The 17,703-nt window shown below is 68.5% G+C and carries 16 protein-coding genes; all 16 read right to left on the bottom strand.

The genetic code is table 11. The annotated features are described in order from the left end of the window. Nucleotides 1-3: 3 nt before the first annotated feature. The 16 genes from murC to ACODRX_RS21560 all read right to left on the bottom strand — a co-directional run bounded on the left by murC (nucleotide 4) and on the right by ACODRX_RS21560 (nucleotide 17,524). The gene (murC, locus tag ACODRX_RS21635; RefSeq protein ID WP_488873604.1) at nucleotides 4-1,428 is read right to left on the bottom strand and encodes a UDP-N-acetylmuramate--L-alanine ligase; all 1,425 of its coding nucleotides are present in this window, start codon (nucleotides 1,426-1,428) and stop codon (nucleotides 4-6) included. After that, complete coding sequence (gene murG, locus ACODRX_RS21630) at nucleotides 1,425-2,486, bottom strand: undecaprenyldiphospho-muramoylpentapeptide beta-N-acetylglucosaminyltransferase (RefSeq protein ID WP_488873603.1); 1,062 nt, start codon at nucleotides 2,484-2,486, stop codon at nucleotides 1,425-1,427. Before murG ends, murC begins: the two co-directional genes overlap by 4 nt. Continuing rightward, on the bottom strand, nucleotides 2,483-3,739 hold the full coding sequence (gene ftsW / locus ACODRX_RS21625; RefSeq protein ID WP_488873602.1) for a putative lipid II flippase FtsW: 1,257 nt from the start codon (nucleotides 3,737-3,739) through the stop codon (nucleotides 2,483-2,485). The genes murG and ftsW overlap by 4 nt, the downstream gene beginning before the upstream one ends. Next, on the bottom strand, nucleotides 3,736-5,259 hold the full coding sequence (gene murD, locus ACODRX_RS21620) for a UDP-N-acetylmuramoyl-L-alanine--D-glutamate ligase (RefSeq protein ID WP_488873601.1): 1,524 nt from the start codon (nucleotides 5,257-5,259) through the stop codon (nucleotides 3,736-3,738). The genes ftsW and murD overlap by 4 nt, the downstream gene beginning before the upstream one ends. Next, nucleotides 5,256-6,434, bottom strand: a complete 1,179-nt coding sequence (mraY, locus tag ACODRX_RS21615) for a phospho-N-acetylmuramoyl-pentapeptide-transferase (protein ID WP_488873600.1) — start codon at nucleotides 6,432-6,434, stop codon at nucleotides 5,256-5,258. The genes murD and mraY overlap by 4 nt, the downstream gene beginning before the upstream one ends. Next, nucleotides 6,428-7,822 (bottom strand): UDP-N-acetylmuramoyl-tripeptide--D-alanyl-D-alanine ligase, encoded by a 1,395-nt coding sequence (locus ACODRX_RS21610; protein ID WP_488873634.1) that lies wholly within the window; start codon nucleotides 7,820-7,822, stop codon nucleotides 6,428-6,430. Before ACODRX_RS21610 ends, mraY begins: the two co-directional genes overlap by 7 nt. A 5-nt stretch (nucleotides 7,823-7,827) precedes the next feature. Then, complete coding sequence (locus ACODRX_RS21605; protein WP_488873599.1) at nucleotides 7,828-9,354, bottom strand: UDP-N-acetylmuramoyl-L-alanyl-D-glutamate--2,6-diaminopimelate ligase; 1,527 nt, start codon at nucleotides 9,352-9,354, stop codon at nucleotides 7,828-7,830. Next, nucleotides 9,351-11,096, bottom strand: coding sequence for a peptidoglycan D,D-transpeptidase FtsI family protein (locus ACODRX_RS21600; RefSeq protein WP_488873598.1), 1,746 nt, complete (start codon nucleotides 11,094-11,096; stop codon nucleotides 9,351-9,353). Before ACODRX_RS21600 ends, ACODRX_RS21605 begins: the two co-directional genes overlap by 4 nt. Further along, nucleotides 11,093-11,380 carry a cell division protein FtsL gene (gene ftsL / locus ACODRX_RS21595; protein WP_488873633.1) on the bottom strand — a complete coding sequence of 96 codons (288 nt, stop codon included), beginning with the start codon at nucleotides 11,378-11,380 and terminating at the stop codon, nucleotides 11,093-11,095. The genes ACODRX_RS21600 and ftsL overlap by 4 nt, the downstream gene beginning before the upstream one ends. 40 nt (nucleotides 11,381-11,420) lie before the next feature. Next, entirely contained in the window at nucleotides 11,421-12,350 is a 930-nt protein-coding gene (gene rsmH, locus ACODRX_RS21590) for a 16S rRNA (cytosine(1402)-N(4))-methyltransferase RsmH (protein ID WP_488873597.1), read from the bottom strand. A 7-nt stretch (nucleotides 12,351-12,357) separates the two neighbouring features. Continuing rightward, nucleotides 12,358-12,783: a division/cell wall cluster transcriptional repressor MraZ gene (mraZ, locus tag ACODRX_RS21585; RefSeq protein ID WP_488873596.1), complete on the bottom strand. Its 426-nt coding sequence runs from the start codon at nucleotides 12,781-12,783 to the stop codon at nucleotides 12,358-12,360. A 402-nt stretch (nucleotides 12,784-13,185) separates the two neighbouring features. Further along, nucleotides 13,186-14,502 carry an ATP-dependent protease ATPase subunit HslU gene (gene hslU, locus ACODRX_RS21580; protein WP_488873595.1) on the bottom strand — a complete coding sequence of 439 codons (1,317 nt, stop codon included), beginning with the start codon at nucleotides 14,500-14,502 and terminating at the stop codon, nucleotides 13,186-13,188. A 20-nt stretch (nucleotides 14,503-14,522) separates the two neighbouring features. Beyond that, nucleotides 14,523-15,068, bottom strand: a complete 546-nt coding sequence (gene hslV / locus ACODRX_RS21575) for an ATP-dependent protease subunit HslV (protein ID WP_488873594.1) — start codon at nucleotides 15,066-15,068, stop codon at nucleotides 14,523-14,525. 147 nt (nucleotides 15,069-15,215) lie between these two features. Beyond that, nucleotides 15,216-15,572: a hypothetical protein gene (locus ACODRX_RS21570; protein WP_488873593.1), complete on the bottom strand. Its 357-nt coding sequence runs from the start codon at nucleotides 15,570-15,572 to the stop codon at nucleotides 15,216-15,218. 32 nt (nucleotides 15,573-15,604) lie between these two features. Beyond that, complete coding sequence (gene dksA / locus ACODRX_RS21565; protein WP_488873592.1) at nucleotides 15,605-16,087, bottom strand: RNA polymerase-binding protein DksA; 483 nt, start codon at nucleotides 16,085-16,087, stop codon at nucleotides 15,605-15,607. Between the two features lie 354 nt (nucleotides 16,088-16,441). Beyond that, nucleotides 16,442-17,524, bottom strand: a complete 1,083-nt coding sequence (locus tag ACODRX_RS21560; protein ID WP_488873591.1) for a CobW family GTP-binding protein — start codon at nucleotides 17,522-17,524, stop codon at nucleotides 16,442-16,444. Nucleotides 17,525-17,703: the final 179 nt, after the last annotated feature.

Raw genomic sequence — 17,703 nt, 5'->3', positions numbered from 1 at the left:
CACTCATAGTGCGCGCCCTTCCTGCGCAACACGCTCTTGGTTCGATAGCAATTCAACGAGCTGGCCGGCCACCTGGCCGATGGAGCCCGCGCCCATGCACAGCACCACGTCGCCATCCCTGGCGATGCCGGCCAGGGCCTGGGGCAGCTCGGCCACCCGCTCGACGAACACCGGCTCCACCTGGCCGCCCACGCGCAGCGCGCGGGTCAGCGCGCGGCCATCGGCGGCGACGATGGGCGCCTCGCCCGCGGCATAGACCTCGGTGAGCACCGCCACGTCGGCCGCGCCGATGACCTTGACGAAATCCTCGAAGCAGTCGCGGGTGCGGGTATAGCGGTGCGGCTGGAAGGCCAGCAACAGCCGGCGCCCGGGGAAGGCGCCACGCGCGGCGGCGATGGTCGCGGCCATCTCCACCGGATGGTGGCCGTAGTCGTCGATCACGGTGCAGGCGCCGCCGCCTGCGGTCGGCGCCTCGCCGTAGCGCTGGAAGCGCCGCCCCACGCCGGTGAAGCCCTGCAGCGCCTTGAGCAGCGCCGCATCGTCTATGCCTAGCTCCATCGCGATCGCGATCGCCGACAGCGCATTGAGCACGTTGTGCTCGCCGGCCAGGTTCAGCACCACGTCCAGATCGGGCCGGCCGGCGCGCCGCACCGCAAAGCGCATCTGCCCCGCCTGGGCCCGCACGTCGACCGCGCGCACCTGGGCCGACTCGTGCAGGCCGTAGGTGGTGACGCCGCAGGCCACGCGCTCGACGATCTCGGCCACCGCCGGGCTGTCCACGCACAGCACCGCGCGGCCGTAGAACGGCATGCGGTTGAGGAAGTCGACGAACGCCGTCTGCAGCCGGCCGAAGTCGTGGCCGTAGGTCTCCATGTGGTCGGCGTCGATGTTGGTCACCACCGCCATCACCGGCAGCAGGTTCAGGAACGAGGCGTCGGACTCGTCGGCCTCGACCACGATGTACTCGCCCTGCCCCAGGCGCGCATTGGCGCCGGCGCTGTTGAGCTTGCCGCCGATCACGAAGGTCGGGTCCAGCCCGGCCTCGGCCAGCACGCTGGTGACCAGGCTGGTGGTGGTGGTCTTGCCGTGCGTGCCGGCAATCGCGATGCCCTTGCGCAGCCGCATCAGCTCGGCCAGCATCAGCGCGCGCGGCACCACCGGGATGTGCAGCGCGCGCGCGGCCAGCACCTCGGGGTTGTCGGCCTGCACCGCGGTGGAGGTGACCACCGCCTGCGCGCCCTCGATGTGGGCGCCGTCATGGCCCACGAAGGTGCGGATGCCCAGGCCCTGCAGGCGCTGCAGCGTGGCGCTGTCGGCCAGGTCGGAGCCCGAGACGCGGTAGCCCAGGTTGTGCAGCACCTCGGCGATGCCACTCATGCCGGCACCGCCTATGCCCACGAAATGGATGCGCTGGATGGCGTGTTTCATGCCAGTACCTCGCAGGCGTCGGCCACCCGTTGGGCGGCGTCCAGTTTTTGCATCTTCTTGGCCTTTTGCGCGCAGTCCATCAGTGCTGGACGCTGCATTTCTTCTAGCATTTCGGCGAGTTTCTGCGCCGACAGATCCGCCTGCTGCACCAGCCAGCCCGCGCCGGCATCGACGAGGAAGCGCGCGTTCGTGGTCTGGTGGTCGTCCACCGCCGAGGGAAAAGGCACGAACACCGCGGCCGCGCCCACGGCGGCCAGCTCGGTCACCGTGCTGGCGCCCGCGCGGCAGACGATCACATCGGCATCGGCATAGGCCCGGGCCGCATCGTCGATGAAGGGGGTGAGCTGCGCCTGCACGCCGGCCTGGGCGTAGTTGCGCGTCAGCTCGTCGATCTGCTTGGCACCGCTTTGGTGCGTGACCTGGGGCCGCGCGCCCTCGGGCAGCAGCGCCAGCGCCTGCGGCACCACGCTGTTGAGCGCCTTCGCCCCCAGGCTGCCGCCCACCACCAGCAGCCTCAAAGGCCCGCTGCGGCCGGCAAAGCGCTCGGCCGGCGCGGCCTGGCGCGTGAATTCGGGGCGCAGCGGGTTGCCCACCCATTCGGCGCCGGCCAGCACATCCGGGAATGCGGTGAACACCCGGCGCGCCCAGCGCGCCAGCAGCTTGTTGGCCATGCCGGCCACCGAGTTCTGCTCGTGCAGCACCAGCGGCGTGCCGCTCAGGCGCGCCATCACGCCGCCGGGCACGGTGATGTAGCCGCCCAGGCCCACGACCACGTCGGGGCGCACGCGCCGGATGGCCGCGCGCGCCTGGCGCAGCGCCTTGAACAGGCGCGCCGGCAGGCCCGCCAGCGAGGCCAGCCCCTTGCCGCGCACGCCGGAGAATTCCACCGGCTCGAACGCGAAGCCCTGCGGCGGCACCAGGCGCTCTTCCATGCTGCCGGGCGCGCCCAGCCAATGCACCCGCCAGCCGCGCTGGCGCAGCTCATGCGCGACCGCCAGCCCCGGGAAGATATGCCCTCCGGTGCCGCCCGCCATGATGAGTGCCGTCTTGCCGCTCATACCCGCGGCCCTCCCAGCGCCTTGTTCTCGCAATCGATGCGCAGCACGATGGCTATCGCCACCAGGTTCATCAGCACGGCCGAGCCGCCGAAGCTCATCAGCGGCAGCGTCAGCCCCTTGGTGGGCAGCGCGCCCAGATTCACGCCGACGTTGATGAAGGTCTGGAAACCAATCCAGATCGCCACGCCCTGCGCCACCAGGCCCGAGAACAGCCGGTCGAGCCGGATCGCGTGGCGGCCGATCTCGACGATGCGCCGGATCATGAAGAAGAACATGCCCAGCAGCACCGCGATGCCGACCAGGCCCAGCTCCTCACCGATCACGGCCAGCAGAAAGTCGGTGTGCGCCTCGGGCAGCCAGTGCAGTTTCTCGACGCTGCCCCCCAGGCCCACGCCGAAGATCTCGCCGCGGCCGATGGCGATCAGCGAATGCGAGAGCTGGTAGCCCTTGCCCAGCGCATGCTGTTCGCTCCAGGGGTCGAGGTAGGCGAAGATCCGCTCGCGGCGCCATTCCGAGGTCATCACGATCGCGGCGAACGCCACCACCAGCACCGCGGCGATCAGGAAGAACATGCGGGCATTCACGCCGCCGAGGAACAGGATGCCCATGGCGATCACAGCGATCACCATGAAGGCGCCCATGTCGGGCTCGGCCAGCAGCAGCGCGCCGACGATGCCCACCGCCAGCCCCATCGGCAGCACCGCGCGAAAGAAGCGCTCCTTGACCTCCATCTTGCGCACCATGTAGTCGCAGGCATACATCAGCACCGCCAGCTTGGCCAGCTCGGAGGGCTGGAAGTTCATGATGCCCAGCGACAGCCAGCGCCGCGCGCCGTTCACCACCGTGCCCACATGCGGCACCAACACCGCGATCAGTAGCACGATGGAGACGATGAACATCCACGGCGCCCAGCGCTCCCACACGGCCATCGGCACCTGAAAGGCCAGCACCGCGGCCACCGTGCCCAGCAGCAGGCTGAGCAGATGGCGCTGGAAGAAGTAGTAGTGCGAGATGTTGCCGAAGCGCGGGTTGTCCGACATCGCGATCGAGGCCGAGAACACCATCACCACGCCCCAGGACAGAATGCCCACCACCAGCCAGATCAGCGTCTGGTCGGCGCCGAAGATGTTGGCGGTGTTGGCCGGGCCCTGGCGGTATTCGTTGCCGCCGACGCGCACCGGCAGGATGTCCACCGGCTTCTCGCCGCCGGACCGGAACCAGCCGAAGACGCCCGCGCGCTGGGTGGAACTCATGACAGCACCTCCAGGCTTTGCCCCTTGTCGGCCGCCAGCTCCGCCACCGCCGCGCAGAACACTTCGGAGCGGTGCGCGTAGTTGCGGAACATGTCGAGGCTGGCGCAGGCCGGCGACATCAGCACCGCGTCGCCCGCATGGGCCTTCTCGCTGGCCAGCGCCACGGCCTCTTCCATGGATGCCGCCTGCAGTTGCGGCACGGCCACGTCGTGCAGGGCTGCGGCGATCTGCGGCGCATCGCGCCCGATCAGCACCACGGCCCGCGCATAGCGGGCCACGGGCGCGGCCAGCGGCGCGAAGTCCTGGCCCTTGCCGTCGCCGCCCAGGATCACTACCAGGCGGCGCTCCGGCCCCAGGCCTTCGAGCGCGGCCACGGTGGCGCCCACATTGGTGCCCTTGCTGTCGTCGAAGTATTCGACCTCGGCCACCACGCCGATGGGTTCGACGCGGTGCGGCTCGCCGCGGTATTCGCGCAGGCCGTAGAGCATGGGCGCGAGCGCGCAGCCCGCGGCGCTGGCCAGCGCCAGCGCGGCGAGCGCGTTCAGCGCGTTGTGGCGGCCGCGGATGCGCAGCGCATCGGCGGGCATCAGGCGCTGCACGAACACATCGTCCACCGCGGCGCCGGGGCGGCGGCGCTCGCCCTCGTCGTCCTGGGCGCGCACCAGCCAAGTCATGCCACCCACCGATTCCAGGCCATAGTCGCCGGGCTGCGTGGGCAGGCCGGCGCCAAAAGTCACATGCCGGCGCTGCTGCGGCCGCTGCAGCTTGACGCGCACCGGCGGCGGCAGCATGGCCATCACCTCGGCGTCGTCGCGGTTGAGCACCATCAGGGCCTCGCGGCCGAAAATCCGGGCCTTGGCCTGCGCATAGGCCTGCATGGAGCCGTGCCAGTCCAGGTGGTCCTGGGTGATGTTCAGCACCACCGCGGCCGTGGGCTCGAAGCCGCTCGCCGCATCGAGCTGGAAGCTCGACAGCTCCAGCACCCAGACCTCGGGCAGCGTGCCCGCGTCCAGGCGCGCGGCCAACGTGTCGAGCAGGGTCGGGCCGATGTTGCCGGCCACGGCCACCGTCTTGTCGGCGCGCTCCACCAGCAGCCCGGTCAGCGCGGTGACGGTGGTCTTGCCGTTGGTGCCGGTGACGGCCAGCACCTTGGGCTGGTACTGCTGCCCGGCCGCCAGTTCGGCCAGGGCCTGCGAAAACAGGTCCAGCTCGCCGGAGACTCGGATGCCGCCCGCGCCGGCGGCCTGCAGCACGGGAGCGATCGCGGCCGGGCTCAGGCCCGGCGAGCGGTAGACCGCCGCCATCGCGGCGTCGTCGCGCCACAGCAGCTGCGCGCTGAACGCGCCGGGCACGAACACCGCCTGCGGGCAGTCGGCCCGCAGGCGCTCCAGCTGCGGCGGTGCCTCGCGGGTATCGGCCACCAAGACCCGCGCGCCCTGGCGCGTGCACCAGCGCGCCATTGCCAGGCCGGAATCGCCCAGGCCCAGGATCAGTACGGGTTGGTTGTGCATGGTGTTCATCGCAGCTTCAAGGTGGACAGGCCGATGAGGCACAGCAGCATGGTGATGATCCAGAAACGCACGACCACCTGCGTCTCCTTCCATCCGCTCTTTTCGAAGTGATGGTGCAGCGGCGCCATCTTCAGCAGGCGCCGGCCTTCGCCATAGCGCTTCTTGGTGTACTTGAACCAGACCACCTGCACCATCACCGATACCGCCTCGGCCACGAAGATGCCGCCCATGATGGCCAGCACGATCTCCTGGCGCACGATCACCGCGATGGTGCCCAGCGCGCCGCCCAGCGCCAGCGCGCCCACGTCGCCCATGAACACCTGCGCCGGATGGGTGTTGAACCACAGGAAGGCCAGCCCCGCGCCGGCCATGGCCGAGCAGAAGATCATCAGCTCGCCCGCGCCGCCGATGTGCGGGAACAGCAGGTACTTGGAGAAGGTGACGCTGCCGCTCACGTAGGCGAACACGCCCAGCACCGAGCCCACCATCACCACCGGCATGATGGCCAGGCCGTCGAGGCCGTCGGTCAGGTTGACCGCGTTGCTGGTGCCCACGATCACCAGGTAGGTCAGGATCACGAAGCCCAGCACGCCCAGCGGATAGCTCACCTCCTTGAAGAAGGGCACCAGCAGCCCGGCCTTGGGCGGCAGGTCCAGCGCGAAGCCCGACTTGGCCCAGGAGACGAACAGGTCCCAGACTTCGGCATTGGTGTTCTCGGAGATGCAGAACACCAGGTACAGCGCGGCGCCCAGGCCGATCACCGACTGCCAGAAATACTTCTCGCGCGAGCGCATGCCCTCCGGGTCCTTGCGCACCACCTTGCGCCAGTCGTCCACCCAGCCGATCGCGCCCATGCCCAGCGTCACCGCCAACACCACCCACACGAAGCGGTTCGACGGATCGGCCCACAGCAGCGTGGCGATCGCGATCGACATCAGGATCAGCACGCCGCCCATGGTGGGCGTGCCGCTCTTGGACAAGTGCGTCTGCATGCCGTAGCCGCGGATCGGCTGGCCGATCTTGAGCGCGGACAGCGTGCGGATCACGCGCGGGCCGGCCACCAGGCCGATCACCAGCGCGGTCAGCGCGCCCATCACCGCCCGGAAGGTCAGGTACTGGAAGACGCGCAAAAAACCCAGCTCGGGCGTCAATCCCTGCAGCCATTGGGCGAGCCACATCAGCATGCCGCGCCCTCCGTCCTGGCCGCCAGCACGCCTTGCACCACCCGCTCCATCTTCATGAACCTCGACCCCTTCACCAGCACGCTGCCCACCTGCGGCAGCGCTTGCAAAACCGCTGCCTGCAGCAGCTCCATGGATTCGAAAACCCGGGCGCCTTCGCCAAAGGCCGCGACCGCGTGGCGCGACAGCTCGCCCAGCGCGAACACCGCCGGTATGCGCTTGTCGCGCGCATAGCGCCCGGCCTCGGCATGGAACTGCGGCCCCTGGTCGCCCACCTCGCCCATGTCGCCCAGCACCAGCAGCTGCGGCCCGGGCAGCTCGCACAGCACGTCGATCGCCGCCTGCACCGAGTCCGGGTTGGCGTTGTAGCTGTCGTCCACCACGGTGATGGTGCGCCCGCCCAGCGATACGCTCAGCGCCCGCGAGCGCCCCTGCACCGGCGCGAACTCGGACAGGCCGCGCGCCACCGATGCCAGCGGCACGCCCGCGGCCAGCGCGCAGGCCGCCGCGGCGGCGGCATTGCGCAGGTTGTGCCGCCCGGCGATGTGCAGCCGGATGCCGGCCTCGCCCTGCGGCGTGCGCAGCGTGAACTGCCAGGCATCGCCCAGCCAGCGGGCATCGCGGCATTGCACATCGGCCGCGCCGCCGTCGCCGAAGGTGCACACGCGGCGCCCGGCGGCCATGTCCTGCCACAGCGCGATATAGGCATCGCCGGCGGGGAACACGGCCACGCCGCCGGCCGGCAGCGCCTCGATCACCGCGCCGTTCTCGCGCGCCACGGCTTGCACCGTGTGCATGAATTCCTGGTGCTCGCGCTGGGCGTTGTTGACCAGCGCCACCGTGGGCTGCGCCATGCGCGCCAGCACCGCGATCTCGCCGGGATGGTTCATGCCCAGCTCCACCACCGCCAGCCGGTGCCCGGCGGCCAGGCGCAGCAGCGTCAGCGGCACGCCGATCTCGTTGTTCAGGTTGCCCTGCGTGGCCAGCGCGGCCGCGCCGGCCTCGGCGCGCAGGATGGCGGCGATCATCTGCGTCACCGTGGTCTTGCCGTTGCTGCCGGTGACCGCGATCAGCGGCAGGCTCCACTGCGCGCGCCAGCCGGTGGCCAGCGCACCCAGGGCCTTCAGCGCATCGGGCACCACGATGCCGGGCAGGCCAGCGGCCGCGGGGTCGATCTCGGCCAGCGCGGCCGTGGCGCCGGCCGCCTTGGCCTCGGCCAGGAAACGGTTGCCGTCGAAGCGCTCGCCGCGCAGCGCCACGAACAGGTCGCCGGCCGCGAGCGTGCGCGTGTCGCTGTGCACCCGCGCCAGCGGCGTGGCACCATCGCCAACCAAGCTGGCTTCTGGTATGCGCGGCTGGATGAAGCCCAGCGCCTGCTGCAGCGTCATCATCGTCGTCATGCCTTGGTCTTTCTGCGTTGCAGCGCGGCCTGCGCCTGCGCCTTGTCGAGAAACGGGTGCCGGGCACCGCGGATCTCCTGGTAGTCCTCATGCCCCTTGCCGGCCAGCAGGATCACGTCCTGCGGCTGCGCCTGGGCGACGGCCTCGGCAATCGCCGCGGCCCGGTCCGGCTGCGTGTGCCAGGCGCTGCTGGCCGACATGCCGGCCTCGATCTGCGCGATGATGGCCAGCGGCTCTTCGTTGCGCGGGTTGTCGCTGGTGACGATCACGCGGTCGGCCAGCCGCTGCGCGATGCCGCCCATCAGCGGGCGCTTGGCCGCGTCGCGGTTGCCGCCGCAGCCGAACACGCACCACAGCTGCCCGCCACGCTGCCCGGCCATGGGGCGCAGCGCGGCCAGCGCCTTCTCCAGCGCATCGGGAGTGTGCGAATAGTCGATGGCCACCAGCGGCGCGCCGGGCGCCGCCACCTGCTCCATGCGCCCCGGCACCGGCGCCAGCGCCTGGCAGGCGGCGACCGCGTCCGCCAGGCCGACGCCCAGCGCGCGCAGCGAGGCGATCACCTGCAGCAGGTTGCCCACGTTGTACTGGCCTATCACCTGGCTGCGCAGCTCCAGCCGCTGCCCGCCCTCGCGCACCTCGAAGGCCAGGCCCTGCTCGGCCATGCGGATGCGGTGGGCGCCGATGCGCGCCGCCGCGCCGGCGGCCGAGGTGGTCCACAGCTGAAGCGCCGAGGCGGCCAGCTCGCCGGCCAGCTCCACGCCCTTGGGATCGTCGAGATGGACGACGGCGCTCTTGAGCCCCGGCCAGTCGAACAGCGCGCGCTTGGCCTGCCAGTAGGCCTGCATGGAGCCGTGGTAGTCGAGGTGGTCCTGGGTGAAATTGGTGAACACCGCGACGCGGATCTGCGTGCCGTCCAGCCGGTGCTCCGCGATACCGATCGACGAGGCCTCCATCACGCAGGCGCCCAGCCCCTGGTCGGCGAACTGCCGCAGCTGCTGCTGCAGCAGCACCGGGTCGGGCGTGGTCATGCCGGTGCTCACCAGCTGGTCGGGCGCGACGCCCACGCCGAGCGTGCCGACCAGCGCGCTGCCGCGGTGCGCCAGCACGCCGCGCTGGCACAAATGGCCGATGGCCTGCGCCAGCCACCAGCTGGTGCTGGTCTTGCCGTTGGTGCCGGTGATGGCGATCACGTCGAGCTGCCGGCTGGGCTGCGCAAACCATTGCGCGGCGATGGGGCCGCAGGCGGCCTTGAGCGCGGGCAGCGCCGCCACTGGCAGGCCGTCCCACTGGAATGCCTCGGCGCCCGCGCGCTCGACCACGCAGGCCACCGCGCCGCGGGCCACCGCGTCGGCCACGAAGGCCCGGCCGTCGCTCACGCCGCCGGGCCAGGCGATGAAGGCATCGCCCGGCGCCACTTGCCGGCTGTCGGTGCGCAGGCTGCCGCCGGCCGGCACGCGCGCGCGCAGCCAGTCGACCACCTGGCCGGCCGACTGCAGCGCGAGGGGAGCGAGCGCCTGGGTCACAGCGGCTCCTCCACCGTGGTGGCCACGATCTGCGGCTTGACCGTCATGTCGGGCTGCACGCCCAGGATGCGCAGCGTCTGCTGCACGACTTCGCTGAACACCGGGCCGGCCACGGTGCCGCCGTAGTAGCTGCCGGCGGTGGGCTCGTCGATCATCACCGCGACGATGACGCGCGGATTCTCGATCGGCGCCATGCCGGTGAACCAGGAGCGGTACTTGCCGGCCGCGTAGCCCCGGCCGGCCTGCTTGCGCGCCGTGCCGGACTTGCCGCCGACGGAGTAGCCCACGGTCTGCGCCTTCTGGCCGGTGCCGCCCGGGCCGGCGGCCAGCCACAGCATGTGGCGCACCTCTTCGGCGGTCTTTTGCGAGAAGATCTGCGTGCCCACCGGGGTTTCGCTGCTCTTGAGCATGGTGGCGGGGATGACCTTGCCGTTGTTGGAGAACACGGTGTAGGAGCGCGCCATCTGGAACAGTGAGGCCGACAGGCCGTAGCCGTAGGCGATGGTCGCCTGCTCCACCGGCTTCCAGCTCTTCCAGGGACGCAGGCGCCCGCCGGCCGCGCCGGGGAATGCGATCTGCGGCTTTTGCCCGTAGCCGAGCGCGGTGTGCACGGTCCACATCTCCTGCGGCGACATGCGCTGCGCGACCTTGAGCGCGCCGATGTTGCTGGACTTCTGGATCACGCCGTCCACCGTGAGCGCGCCGTAGTTGTGCGTGTCGGTGATGGTGAAGCCGCCGATGTTGAAGCGCCCGGGCGAGGTGTCGATCACCGTGCCGGGCTTGACGCGCCCGAGCTCCAGTGCGGTGCCGATGGTGATGGGCTTCATCGTCGAGCCGGGCTCGAAGGTATCGGTGATCGCGCGGTTGCGCAGCTGCTCGCCGGTCAGGTGCAGGCGGTTGTTGGGGTTGTAGCTGGGGTAGTTGGCCAGCGCCAGCACTTCGCCGGTGTGGGCGTCGAGCACCACCACGCTGCCGGCCTTGGCCTTGAAGGCGGCCACCTGGTCGCGCAGCTTCTGGTAGGCGAAGAACTGCACCTTGCTGTCGATGGACAGCTGGATGTCCTTGCCGTCGGCCGGCGGGACCTCGACCCCCACGCCTTCGACCACCCGGCCCAGGCGGTCCTTGATCACGCGGCGCGAGCCGGGCTTGCCGGCCAGGTCCTTGTCGAACGCCAGCTCCATGCCTTCCTGGCCATGGTCTTCCACATTGGTGAAGCCGACCACGTGCGCGGCCGGCTCGCCCTCGGGGTACTGGCGCTTGTATTCCTTGCGCAGGTAGACGCCCTTGACGTCGAGCGCCTTGATCTTCTGGCCCAGGTCCCAGTCGAGCTGGCGCTTGACCCAGACGAAGCTCTTGTCCTCGTCGGCCAGCTTGGCGCTGAGCGCCTGGTAGGGCATGCCCATGAGCTTGGCCATCTCCTTGAGCTTGGCCTGCACCGCGGGGTCGTCGGATTCCACGTCCTCGGGGATCGCCCAGATGCTGGCGGCCGGCACGCTGGAGGCCAGGATGAGGCCGTTGCGGTCGAGGATGCGGCCGCGGTTGGCGGGCAGCTCCAGCGTGCGCGCAAAGCGCACCGCGCCCTGGCGCTGGAAGAAATCGTTGTCGATCACCTGCACGTAGGCGGCGCGCGACACCAGCGCGAAAAAGCCCAGCGCCAGCGCCATCATGAAGAAGCGGCTGCGCCACAGCGGCGTCTTGCTGGCCAGCAGCGGGCTGGAGGAGTAGCGCAGGCCGCGGCTCATTGCGCACCTCCGCCAGTGCCGGCCGGCTCGGGCACATAGAGCGTCACCGCCGGCGTGGCCGATTGCATGCCCAGCTTGTCGCGCGCCATCTGCTCCAGGCGCAGCGGCGTGGCCTGGGCGCGCTTTTCAACCTGCAGGCGCTGGTGGTCGGTTTCCAGCTGGCGCGACTCGGCCACCGCGCGGTCCAGCTCGGTGAACAGCTTGCGCGAGTCGTATTGCGACTGGATCAGCGCCATGGCGCTGAGCATCACCAGCAGCAGCAAGAGAATGTTCAGGCGCAGCAGCATGCGCGCACCTCCTGGGCCAGGGTTGGGGTGGCGGCGCTCACAGCGGCGTCTCCGTACGCTCGGCCACCCGCATCACCGCGCTGCGGGCGCGGGGGTTGGCCTGCACTTCGCGCTCGCCGGGGCGCACGCGCGCCAGCGCCTTCAGCAGCATGGGCTTGGGCGGCGCAAACGGCGCGCGGCGGTCGTAGACGTCCTTGGAATGCTGTGCGATGAACTGCTTGACGATGCGGTCCTCCAGCGAATGAAAGCTGATGACCACCAGGCGAGCGCCGGGCGCGAGCACCCGCAGGCTGGCCTTCAGCGCCTGCTGGAGCTCCTCCAGCTCGGCGTTGATGAAAATCCGAAAAGCCTGAAATGTGCGCGTGGCGGGATGCTGGCCCGCCTCTCGTGTCTTGACCGTGCCAGCCACGAGCTCGGCCAGATGGGCGGTGGTTGACAGCGCAGATCCCGCCTCGCGCCGAGCAACAATCGCCTTTGCAATGGGCCCAGCAAACCGTTCTTCACCAAAGTCACGAATCACCTCCGCTATCTGCTGGACATCCGCCTCCTGCAGCCATTCGGCCACGCTGAGGCCGGCCGAGGTATCCATGCGCATGTCCAGCGGGCCGTCGAACCGGAAACTGAAGCCGCGTGCCGGGCTGTCGATCTGCGGCGAACTCACGCCCAGGTCGAGCAGGATGCCGCTGACGCTGCCCGGCTCCAGCTCGCCCAGGTGCTGGAAGCCCTGGTGGCGGATGCCGAAGCGCGGATCGCCGATCTGCGCGGCGGCGGCGATCGCCTCCTCGTCCTTGTCGAAGGCCACCAGGCGGCCGCCGGCCGGCAGCCCGGCCAGGATGGCGCGCGCATGGCCGCCGCGGCCGAAGGTGCCGTCCACCACCAGCGCGCCGGCAGGCATGGCCGCCAGCGCCAGGGCCTCCACGGCCTCCTGGAGCAGGACGGTGGTGTGTTCGTATGTCGCTACTTGCACGGCCGCCTCAGAATGCAAAGTCTTTCAATGCCTCGGGCGTCTCCTGCTGGAGAGCCTCGGCTTCTTTTTCCTCGTAGGTGGCCTTGTCCCACAGCTCGAAGTGGCTGCCCATGCCCATGAGCATCGCGTCCTTGGTGATGTGGGCCGCGGCCCGCAGCTCGGGCGAGACCAGAATGCGCCCGGTCGCATCCATCTCCACGTCCATGGCGTTGCCCAGGAACAGGCGCTTGTGCCATTGGGCGCTGATGGGCAGCTGCGCCACGCGGGCGCTGAACACGGTCCACTCCTCGCGCGGGAAGACCATCAGGCAGCCATGGGGGTGGCGGGTGATCGTGAGCTGGCCGCCATTCTTGAGCAGCGCGTCGCGGTGCCGGGTCGGTATGGATAACCGACCCTTCGCATCGAGGCTGATCGAAGAGGCTCCCTGGAACACGAAGCGGGCCCTTGAGGTAATGGTTGATGGCGGGGGCGATTGCACTTTTTCCCACAAAAGTGCACTTTTTCCCACTGTATCAGGAAATACCAGGCCAACCAAGCGGCACCACAATCTTTTGCAATGAAATCAACAACTTACCGGCAGGTTTCGATGGATTTTTTCAAGCAAAATTTCATTATTTGATAAGCACTTAGGAGTCTCTATGGATGCGACTTCTTAGATTGAATATGCCATCCGCGCAGACCAACAAGATGCATTTGGTTGCACTTGGCCGCAGGGCCTATGCAAGCACCGCATAATAAGTAAGCGCCTGCCAACTAGTTGGCAGGCGCTTACTTCGCAACCCTGAATTCTACGGCCGAATACCGGGCCCGAAGCCCGGCTCCGGCCCGGTTTGCGTCAGAGAATGTAGCGCGACAGGTCCTCGTTCTGGCTGAGCATCTGCAGGCGCGAGTCCACATAGGCCGCATCGACCACCACGCTCTGGCCGCCCAGCCTGGTGGCCTCGAAGCTGACCTCTTCCAGCAGCCGCTCCATCACCGTGGCGAGGCGCCGGGCGCCGATGTTCTCGGTGCGCTCGTTCACATCGAAGGCGATCTGCGCCAGGCGGGTGATGCCGTCGGCGCGGAAGTCGAGCTGCACGCCCTCGGTCGCCAGCAGCGCCTGGTACTGCTTGACCAGCGAGGCGTGGGTCTGGGTGAGGATGGCCTCGAAGTCCTGCACCGACAGCGACTCCAGCTCCACGCGGATCGGAAAGCGCCCCTGCAGCTCGGGGATCAGGTCGCTCGGGCGCGAGAGGTGGAAGGCGCCCGAGGCGATGAACAGGATGTGGTCGGTCTTGACCATGCCGTACTTGGTGGAGACGGTGGTGCCCTCGACCAGCGGCAGCAGGTCGCGCTGCACGCCCTGGCGCGACACGTCGGCGCCGCTGGTTTCCTGGCGCGCGGCCACCTTGTCGATCTCGTCGATGAAGACGATGCCGTTCTGCTCGGCATTCTCGACCGCGCGCTGCTTGATCTCTTCCTCGTTGACCAGCTTGGCCGCCTCTTCGTCGGCGATCAGCTGCAGCGCCTCGGCGATCCGCAGCTTGCGGGTCTTGCGCTTGTCCTGGCCCATCTGGCTGAACATGCCGCGCAGCTGCTCGGCCATCTCTTCCATGCCCTGCGGGCCCATGATCTCGATGTTGGGGCGCGGCTCGGCCAGGTCGATCTCGATTTCCTTGTCGTTGAGCTGGCCTTCGCGCAGCTTCTTGCGGAACACCTGGCGCGCGGTGCTGTCGGCCGCCACTTCGCCGGTGCGCGCCTGCGGGATCAGCACGTCGAGGATGCGCTCCTCGGCCGCATCCTCGGCGCGGGCGCGCACCTTCTTCATGTCCGCGGCCCGGGTCTGCTTGACCGCGATCTCGGCCAGGTCGCGGATGATGGCGTCCACGTCCTTGCCCACGTAGCCGACCTCGGTGAACTTGGTGGCCTCGACCTTGATGAAGGGCGCATCGGCCAGCTTGGCCAGGCGGCGCGCGATCTCGGTCTTGCCCACGCCGGTGGGGCCGATCATCAGGATGTTCTTCGGCGTGATCTCCGCGCGCAGCCCCTCGGCCACCTGCTGGCGCCGCCAGCGGTTGCGCAGCGCGATGGCCACCGCGCGCTTGGCCTTGGCCTGCCCGACGATGTGGTTGTCGAGTTCGGAGACGATTTCCTGGGGGGTCATGGAGGACATGGGTATCAAATCTTGAGAGGTCACAGCACTTCGACGGTGTGGTGCATGTTGGTGTAGATGCACAGCTCGCCCGCGATGGCCAGCGACTTGCGCACGACGTCCTCGGCCGACAGTTCGGTATTGTTCAGCAGGGCCTTGGCCGCGGAATGCGCATAGGCGCCGCCCGAGCCGATGGCCACGATGCCCTGCTCGGGCTCCAGCACATCGCCGTTGCCGGTGATGATCAGCGAGGCGGTGTGGTCGGCCACCGCGAGCATGGCCTCCAGGCGGCGCAGCACGCGGTCGGTGCGCCAGTCCTTGGTCAGCTCGATGGCGGCGCGGCTCAGGTGGCCCTGGTGCTTGTCCAGCTTGGCCTCGAAGCGCTCGAACAGCGTGAAGGCATCGGCGGTGGCGCCGGCAAAGCCGGCCAGCACCTTGCCGTGGTAGAGCTTGCGCACCTTGCGCGCGGTGCCCTTGACGACAATGTTGCCGAGGGTGACCTGCCCGTCGCCGCCGATCGCGACCTGGATGCCCTGCGGCGTTTCGCGCCGCACGCTGAGAATGGTGGTGCCGTGGTACTGTTCCATAGTATCCCGGCACATGGGGATTGAAGCGCCGATTGCAAGAGAGCGCCGGGCGTCTTCAAGATGAATAGCTGCCAGCGCCCTTCAGGCCTTGTTTTCCAATATGAAAGTATCTGAAAATTAGTACTGGCCAGCGCTAACAGCTATCAATTAGTGACTACTGGATTCCTGCCCCGAGGGCACGGTCGGCGCCCATTGGCCCGCCATCTGCCGCTCGATGGCATTGATCTTTTGCAGCGTGCCGCTGCGGTCCGTTTGCGCACCGCCGCTCGCCCCGGCTGCGCCGCCGTGCCCGGCGGCCGCCACGCCCGCTGCGCGGATCTTGCGCAGCTGCTCGAACTCCAGCCTGCGCACCAGGTCGTTGTGCCGCCTGCGCGTTGCGGCCTGCTGGCTGCCCTGCCCGGCAGGCTGCGCTGGCGGCCGGGAGAGCAAGCGGGAGGCACGGCGCAAAAGAAGGCCGGCCATCCTGGCCAGCATGCCGCCGCCGGCTTGGGGGTCAATGCCCATCCGCCTCCCTTGCCGCGCCGGCGGCTGCCGGGTCAGTCCCCGAACATTTTCTGCTTGAGCTCGCGGCGCTGCTGCGCTTCCAGCGACAGCGTGGCGGTGGGGCGCGCCAGCAGGCGGCCGACACCGATGGGCTCGCCGGTCTCGTCGCAGTAGCCGTAGTCGCCCGCGTCGATGCGCGCGATCGACTGGTCGATCTTCTTGAGCAGCTTGCGCTCGCGGTCGCGGGTGCGCAGCACCAGCGCGTGCTCTTCCTCGATGGTGGCGCGGTCGGCCGGATCGGGCACGATCACCGTGTCTTCGCGCAGGTTCTCGGTGGTTGCGTCCGCATTCATATGCATGTCGCGCTTGAGCTGCACCAGCTTGTGGCGGAAGAACGCCAGCTGCTTTTCGTTCATGTACTCGCTCTCGGGCATGGCGAGCACTTCGTCGTCCGTCAACTCGTCCGCAGGCTTGGTCTTCCAGGCGCTGCCGAGCTTGGAGTCCCGTTTGGGCGTAGTTTGCAAATTCGTAGGCATAGCTTTTATGGACTGACTGGTGCAGTACTCTCAATGACGGCCAGGCCGCCTCCACAACACAAGAATGCCAGTGCCATCGCTGCCGATGGGCGGCGGCATTCTTCCCCGGGCAATCAAGAACTATATCCTGTATGCCACTCCATTGGCTCTCCTTGACCAAAAGGCGTTTCCGAGCTTGCAACAAATCATTGCGTGATCTGCGTGATCGCTTGCGGCACCTTCGTCTGCCAGCCTCGCCCGATCATTCTCTCGGGCTATCGGGCGGCGATTGTAATTGGCATTGTGAGCCAAGGACAACCGATTACCCTTGCGGCGCGCAGGCCCCGGGGCACGTATTTACCCTGAGCGGCGCTGTCAGGCCGCCACCACGCACTGGTCCAGGCCCTGGCGCAGGATGTCCTGTGGCAGGTCGATGCCGATGAAGACCATGCGGCTGGCGCGCGGCTCGTCGGCCGACCATTGCGGCCCCAAATCGCTGCCCATGAGCTGGTGCACGCCCTGGAAGATCACCTTGCGGTCGGTGCCCTTCATGTCGAGCACGCCCTTGTAGCGCAGCATGCGCGGGCCGTAGATGTTGACCACCGCGCCCAGGAAGTCCTCGAGCTTGGCCGGATCGAAGGGCTTGTCGGCGCGGTAGACGAAGCTCTTCACATCGTCGTCGTGATGGTGGTGGTGCGGATGGCTGCAGTGCTCGCCATGCTCGTGGTCATGGTGGCCCTGGCCGTGCTCGTGCTCGCACTGCCCATGGTCGTGGTCGCAATGGCTGTGGTCGTGCTCGTCTTCCTTGAGGAAGTCCGGGTCGATGTCCAGCTTGGCGTTGAGGTTGAAGCCGCGCAGGTCGAACACGTCCTTGAGCGGCACCTCGCCGAAGTGCACCGCGGTGATCGGCGCGCGCGGGTTCATGTGCTTGAGGCGGTGGATCAGCTCGTGCTTCTCGGCCTCGCTCACCAGGTCGGTCTTGGACAGGAAGATCTGGTCGGCAAAGCCGACCTGGCGGCGCGCCTCCTGGCGGGTGTCGAGTTGCTGGTTGGCATGCTTGGCGTCGACCAGGGTGAGGATGGAGTCGATCAGGTAGGTTTCGGCGATCTCGTCGTCCATGAAGAAGGTCTGCGCCACCGGCCCCGGATCGGCCAGGCCGGTGGTCTCGATCACGATGCGGTCGAACTCCACCAGGCCCTGGCGGCGCTTGGCGGCCAGCAGCTGCAGCGCCTCGCGCAGGTCTTCGCGGATGGTGCAGCAGATGCAGCCATTGCTCATCTGCAGGATCTGCTCCTGGGATTCGGTCTTGAGGATGTCGGTATCGATGTTCTCTTCGCCGAACTCGTTTTCGATCACGGCGATCTTCATGCCGTGGGTTTCATGCAGCACGCGCTTGAGCAGCGTGGTCTTGCCCGAGCCCAGGAAGCCGGTAAGGATGGTGACAGGAATAAGCGACATACGACCTCTGATAGGGATGATGCGGGCTGGAGCCCGCCGAAGCAACCAATGATCGTACTAAATGGTAGCCGCCTGTGCGAACGCAAGGGGAAAAGCGGCCCCCTTGCGCTAATGCCGTTCACTTAGGCAAGCCGAAACTGCTGCCAGCCAGTGCGCAGGTTTGAAGGCAGAGGCCGGGA

The organism is Comamonas sp. FG99 (genome assembly GCF_057808605.1).
The sequence above is the reverse complement of the archived record's forward strand: the minus strand, read 5'-3'. Positions and strand labels throughout refer to the sequence as shown.

What these genes read in the sequence shown, in the direction of transcription:
- murC (WP_488873604.1), bottom strand. Translation starts at nt 1,428, where the DNA reads ATGAAACACGCCATCCAGCGCATCCATTTCGTGGGCATAGGCGGTGCC.
- murG (WP_488873603.1), bottom strand. Translation starts at nt 2,486, where the DNA reads ATGAGCGGCAAGACGGCACTCATCATGGCGGGCGGCACCGGAGGGCAT.
- ftsW (WP_488873602.1), bottom strand. Translation starts at nt 3,739, where the DNA reads ATGAGTTCCACCCAGCGCGCGGGCGTCTTCGGCTGGTTCCGGTCCGGC.
- murD (WP_488873601.1), bottom strand. Translation starts at nt 5,259, where the DNA reads ATGAACACCATGCACAACCAACCCGTACTGATCCTGGGCCTGGGCGAT.
- mraY (WP_488873600.1), bottom strand. Translation starts at nt 6,434, where the DNA reads ATGCTGATGTGGCTCGCCCAATGGCTGCAGGGATTGACGCCCGAGCTG.
- ACODRX_RS21610 (WP_488873634.1), bottom strand. Translation starts at nt 7,822, where the DNA reads ATGATGACGCTGCAGCAGGCGCTGGGCTTCATCCAGCCGCGCATACCA.
- ACODRX_RS21600 (WP_488873598.1), bottom strand. Translation starts at nt 11,096, where the DNA reads ATGAGCCGCGGCCTGCGCTACTCCTCCAGCCCGCTGCTGGCCAGCAAG.
- hslU (WP_488873595.1), bottom strand. Translation starts at nt 14,502, where the DNA reads ATGTCCTCCATGACCCCCCAGGAAATCGTCTCCGAACTCGACAACCAC.
- hslV (WP_488873594.1), bottom strand. Translation starts at nt 15,068, where the DNA reads ATGGAACAGTACCACGGCACCACCATTCTCAGCGTGCGGCGCGAAACG.
- ACODRX_RS21570 (WP_488873593.1), bottom strand. Translation starts at nt 15,572, where the DNA reads ATGGGCATTGACCCCCAAGCCGGCGGCGGCATGCTGGCCAGGATGGCC.
- dksA (WP_488873592.1), bottom strand. Translation starts at nt 16,087, where the DNA reads ATGCCTACGAATTTGCAAACTACGCCCAAACGGGACTCCAAGCTCGGC.
- ACODRX_RS21560 (WP_488873591.1), bottom strand. Translation starts at nt 17,524, where the DNA reads ATGTCGCTTATTCCTGTCACCATCCTTACCGGCTTCCTGGGCTCGGGC.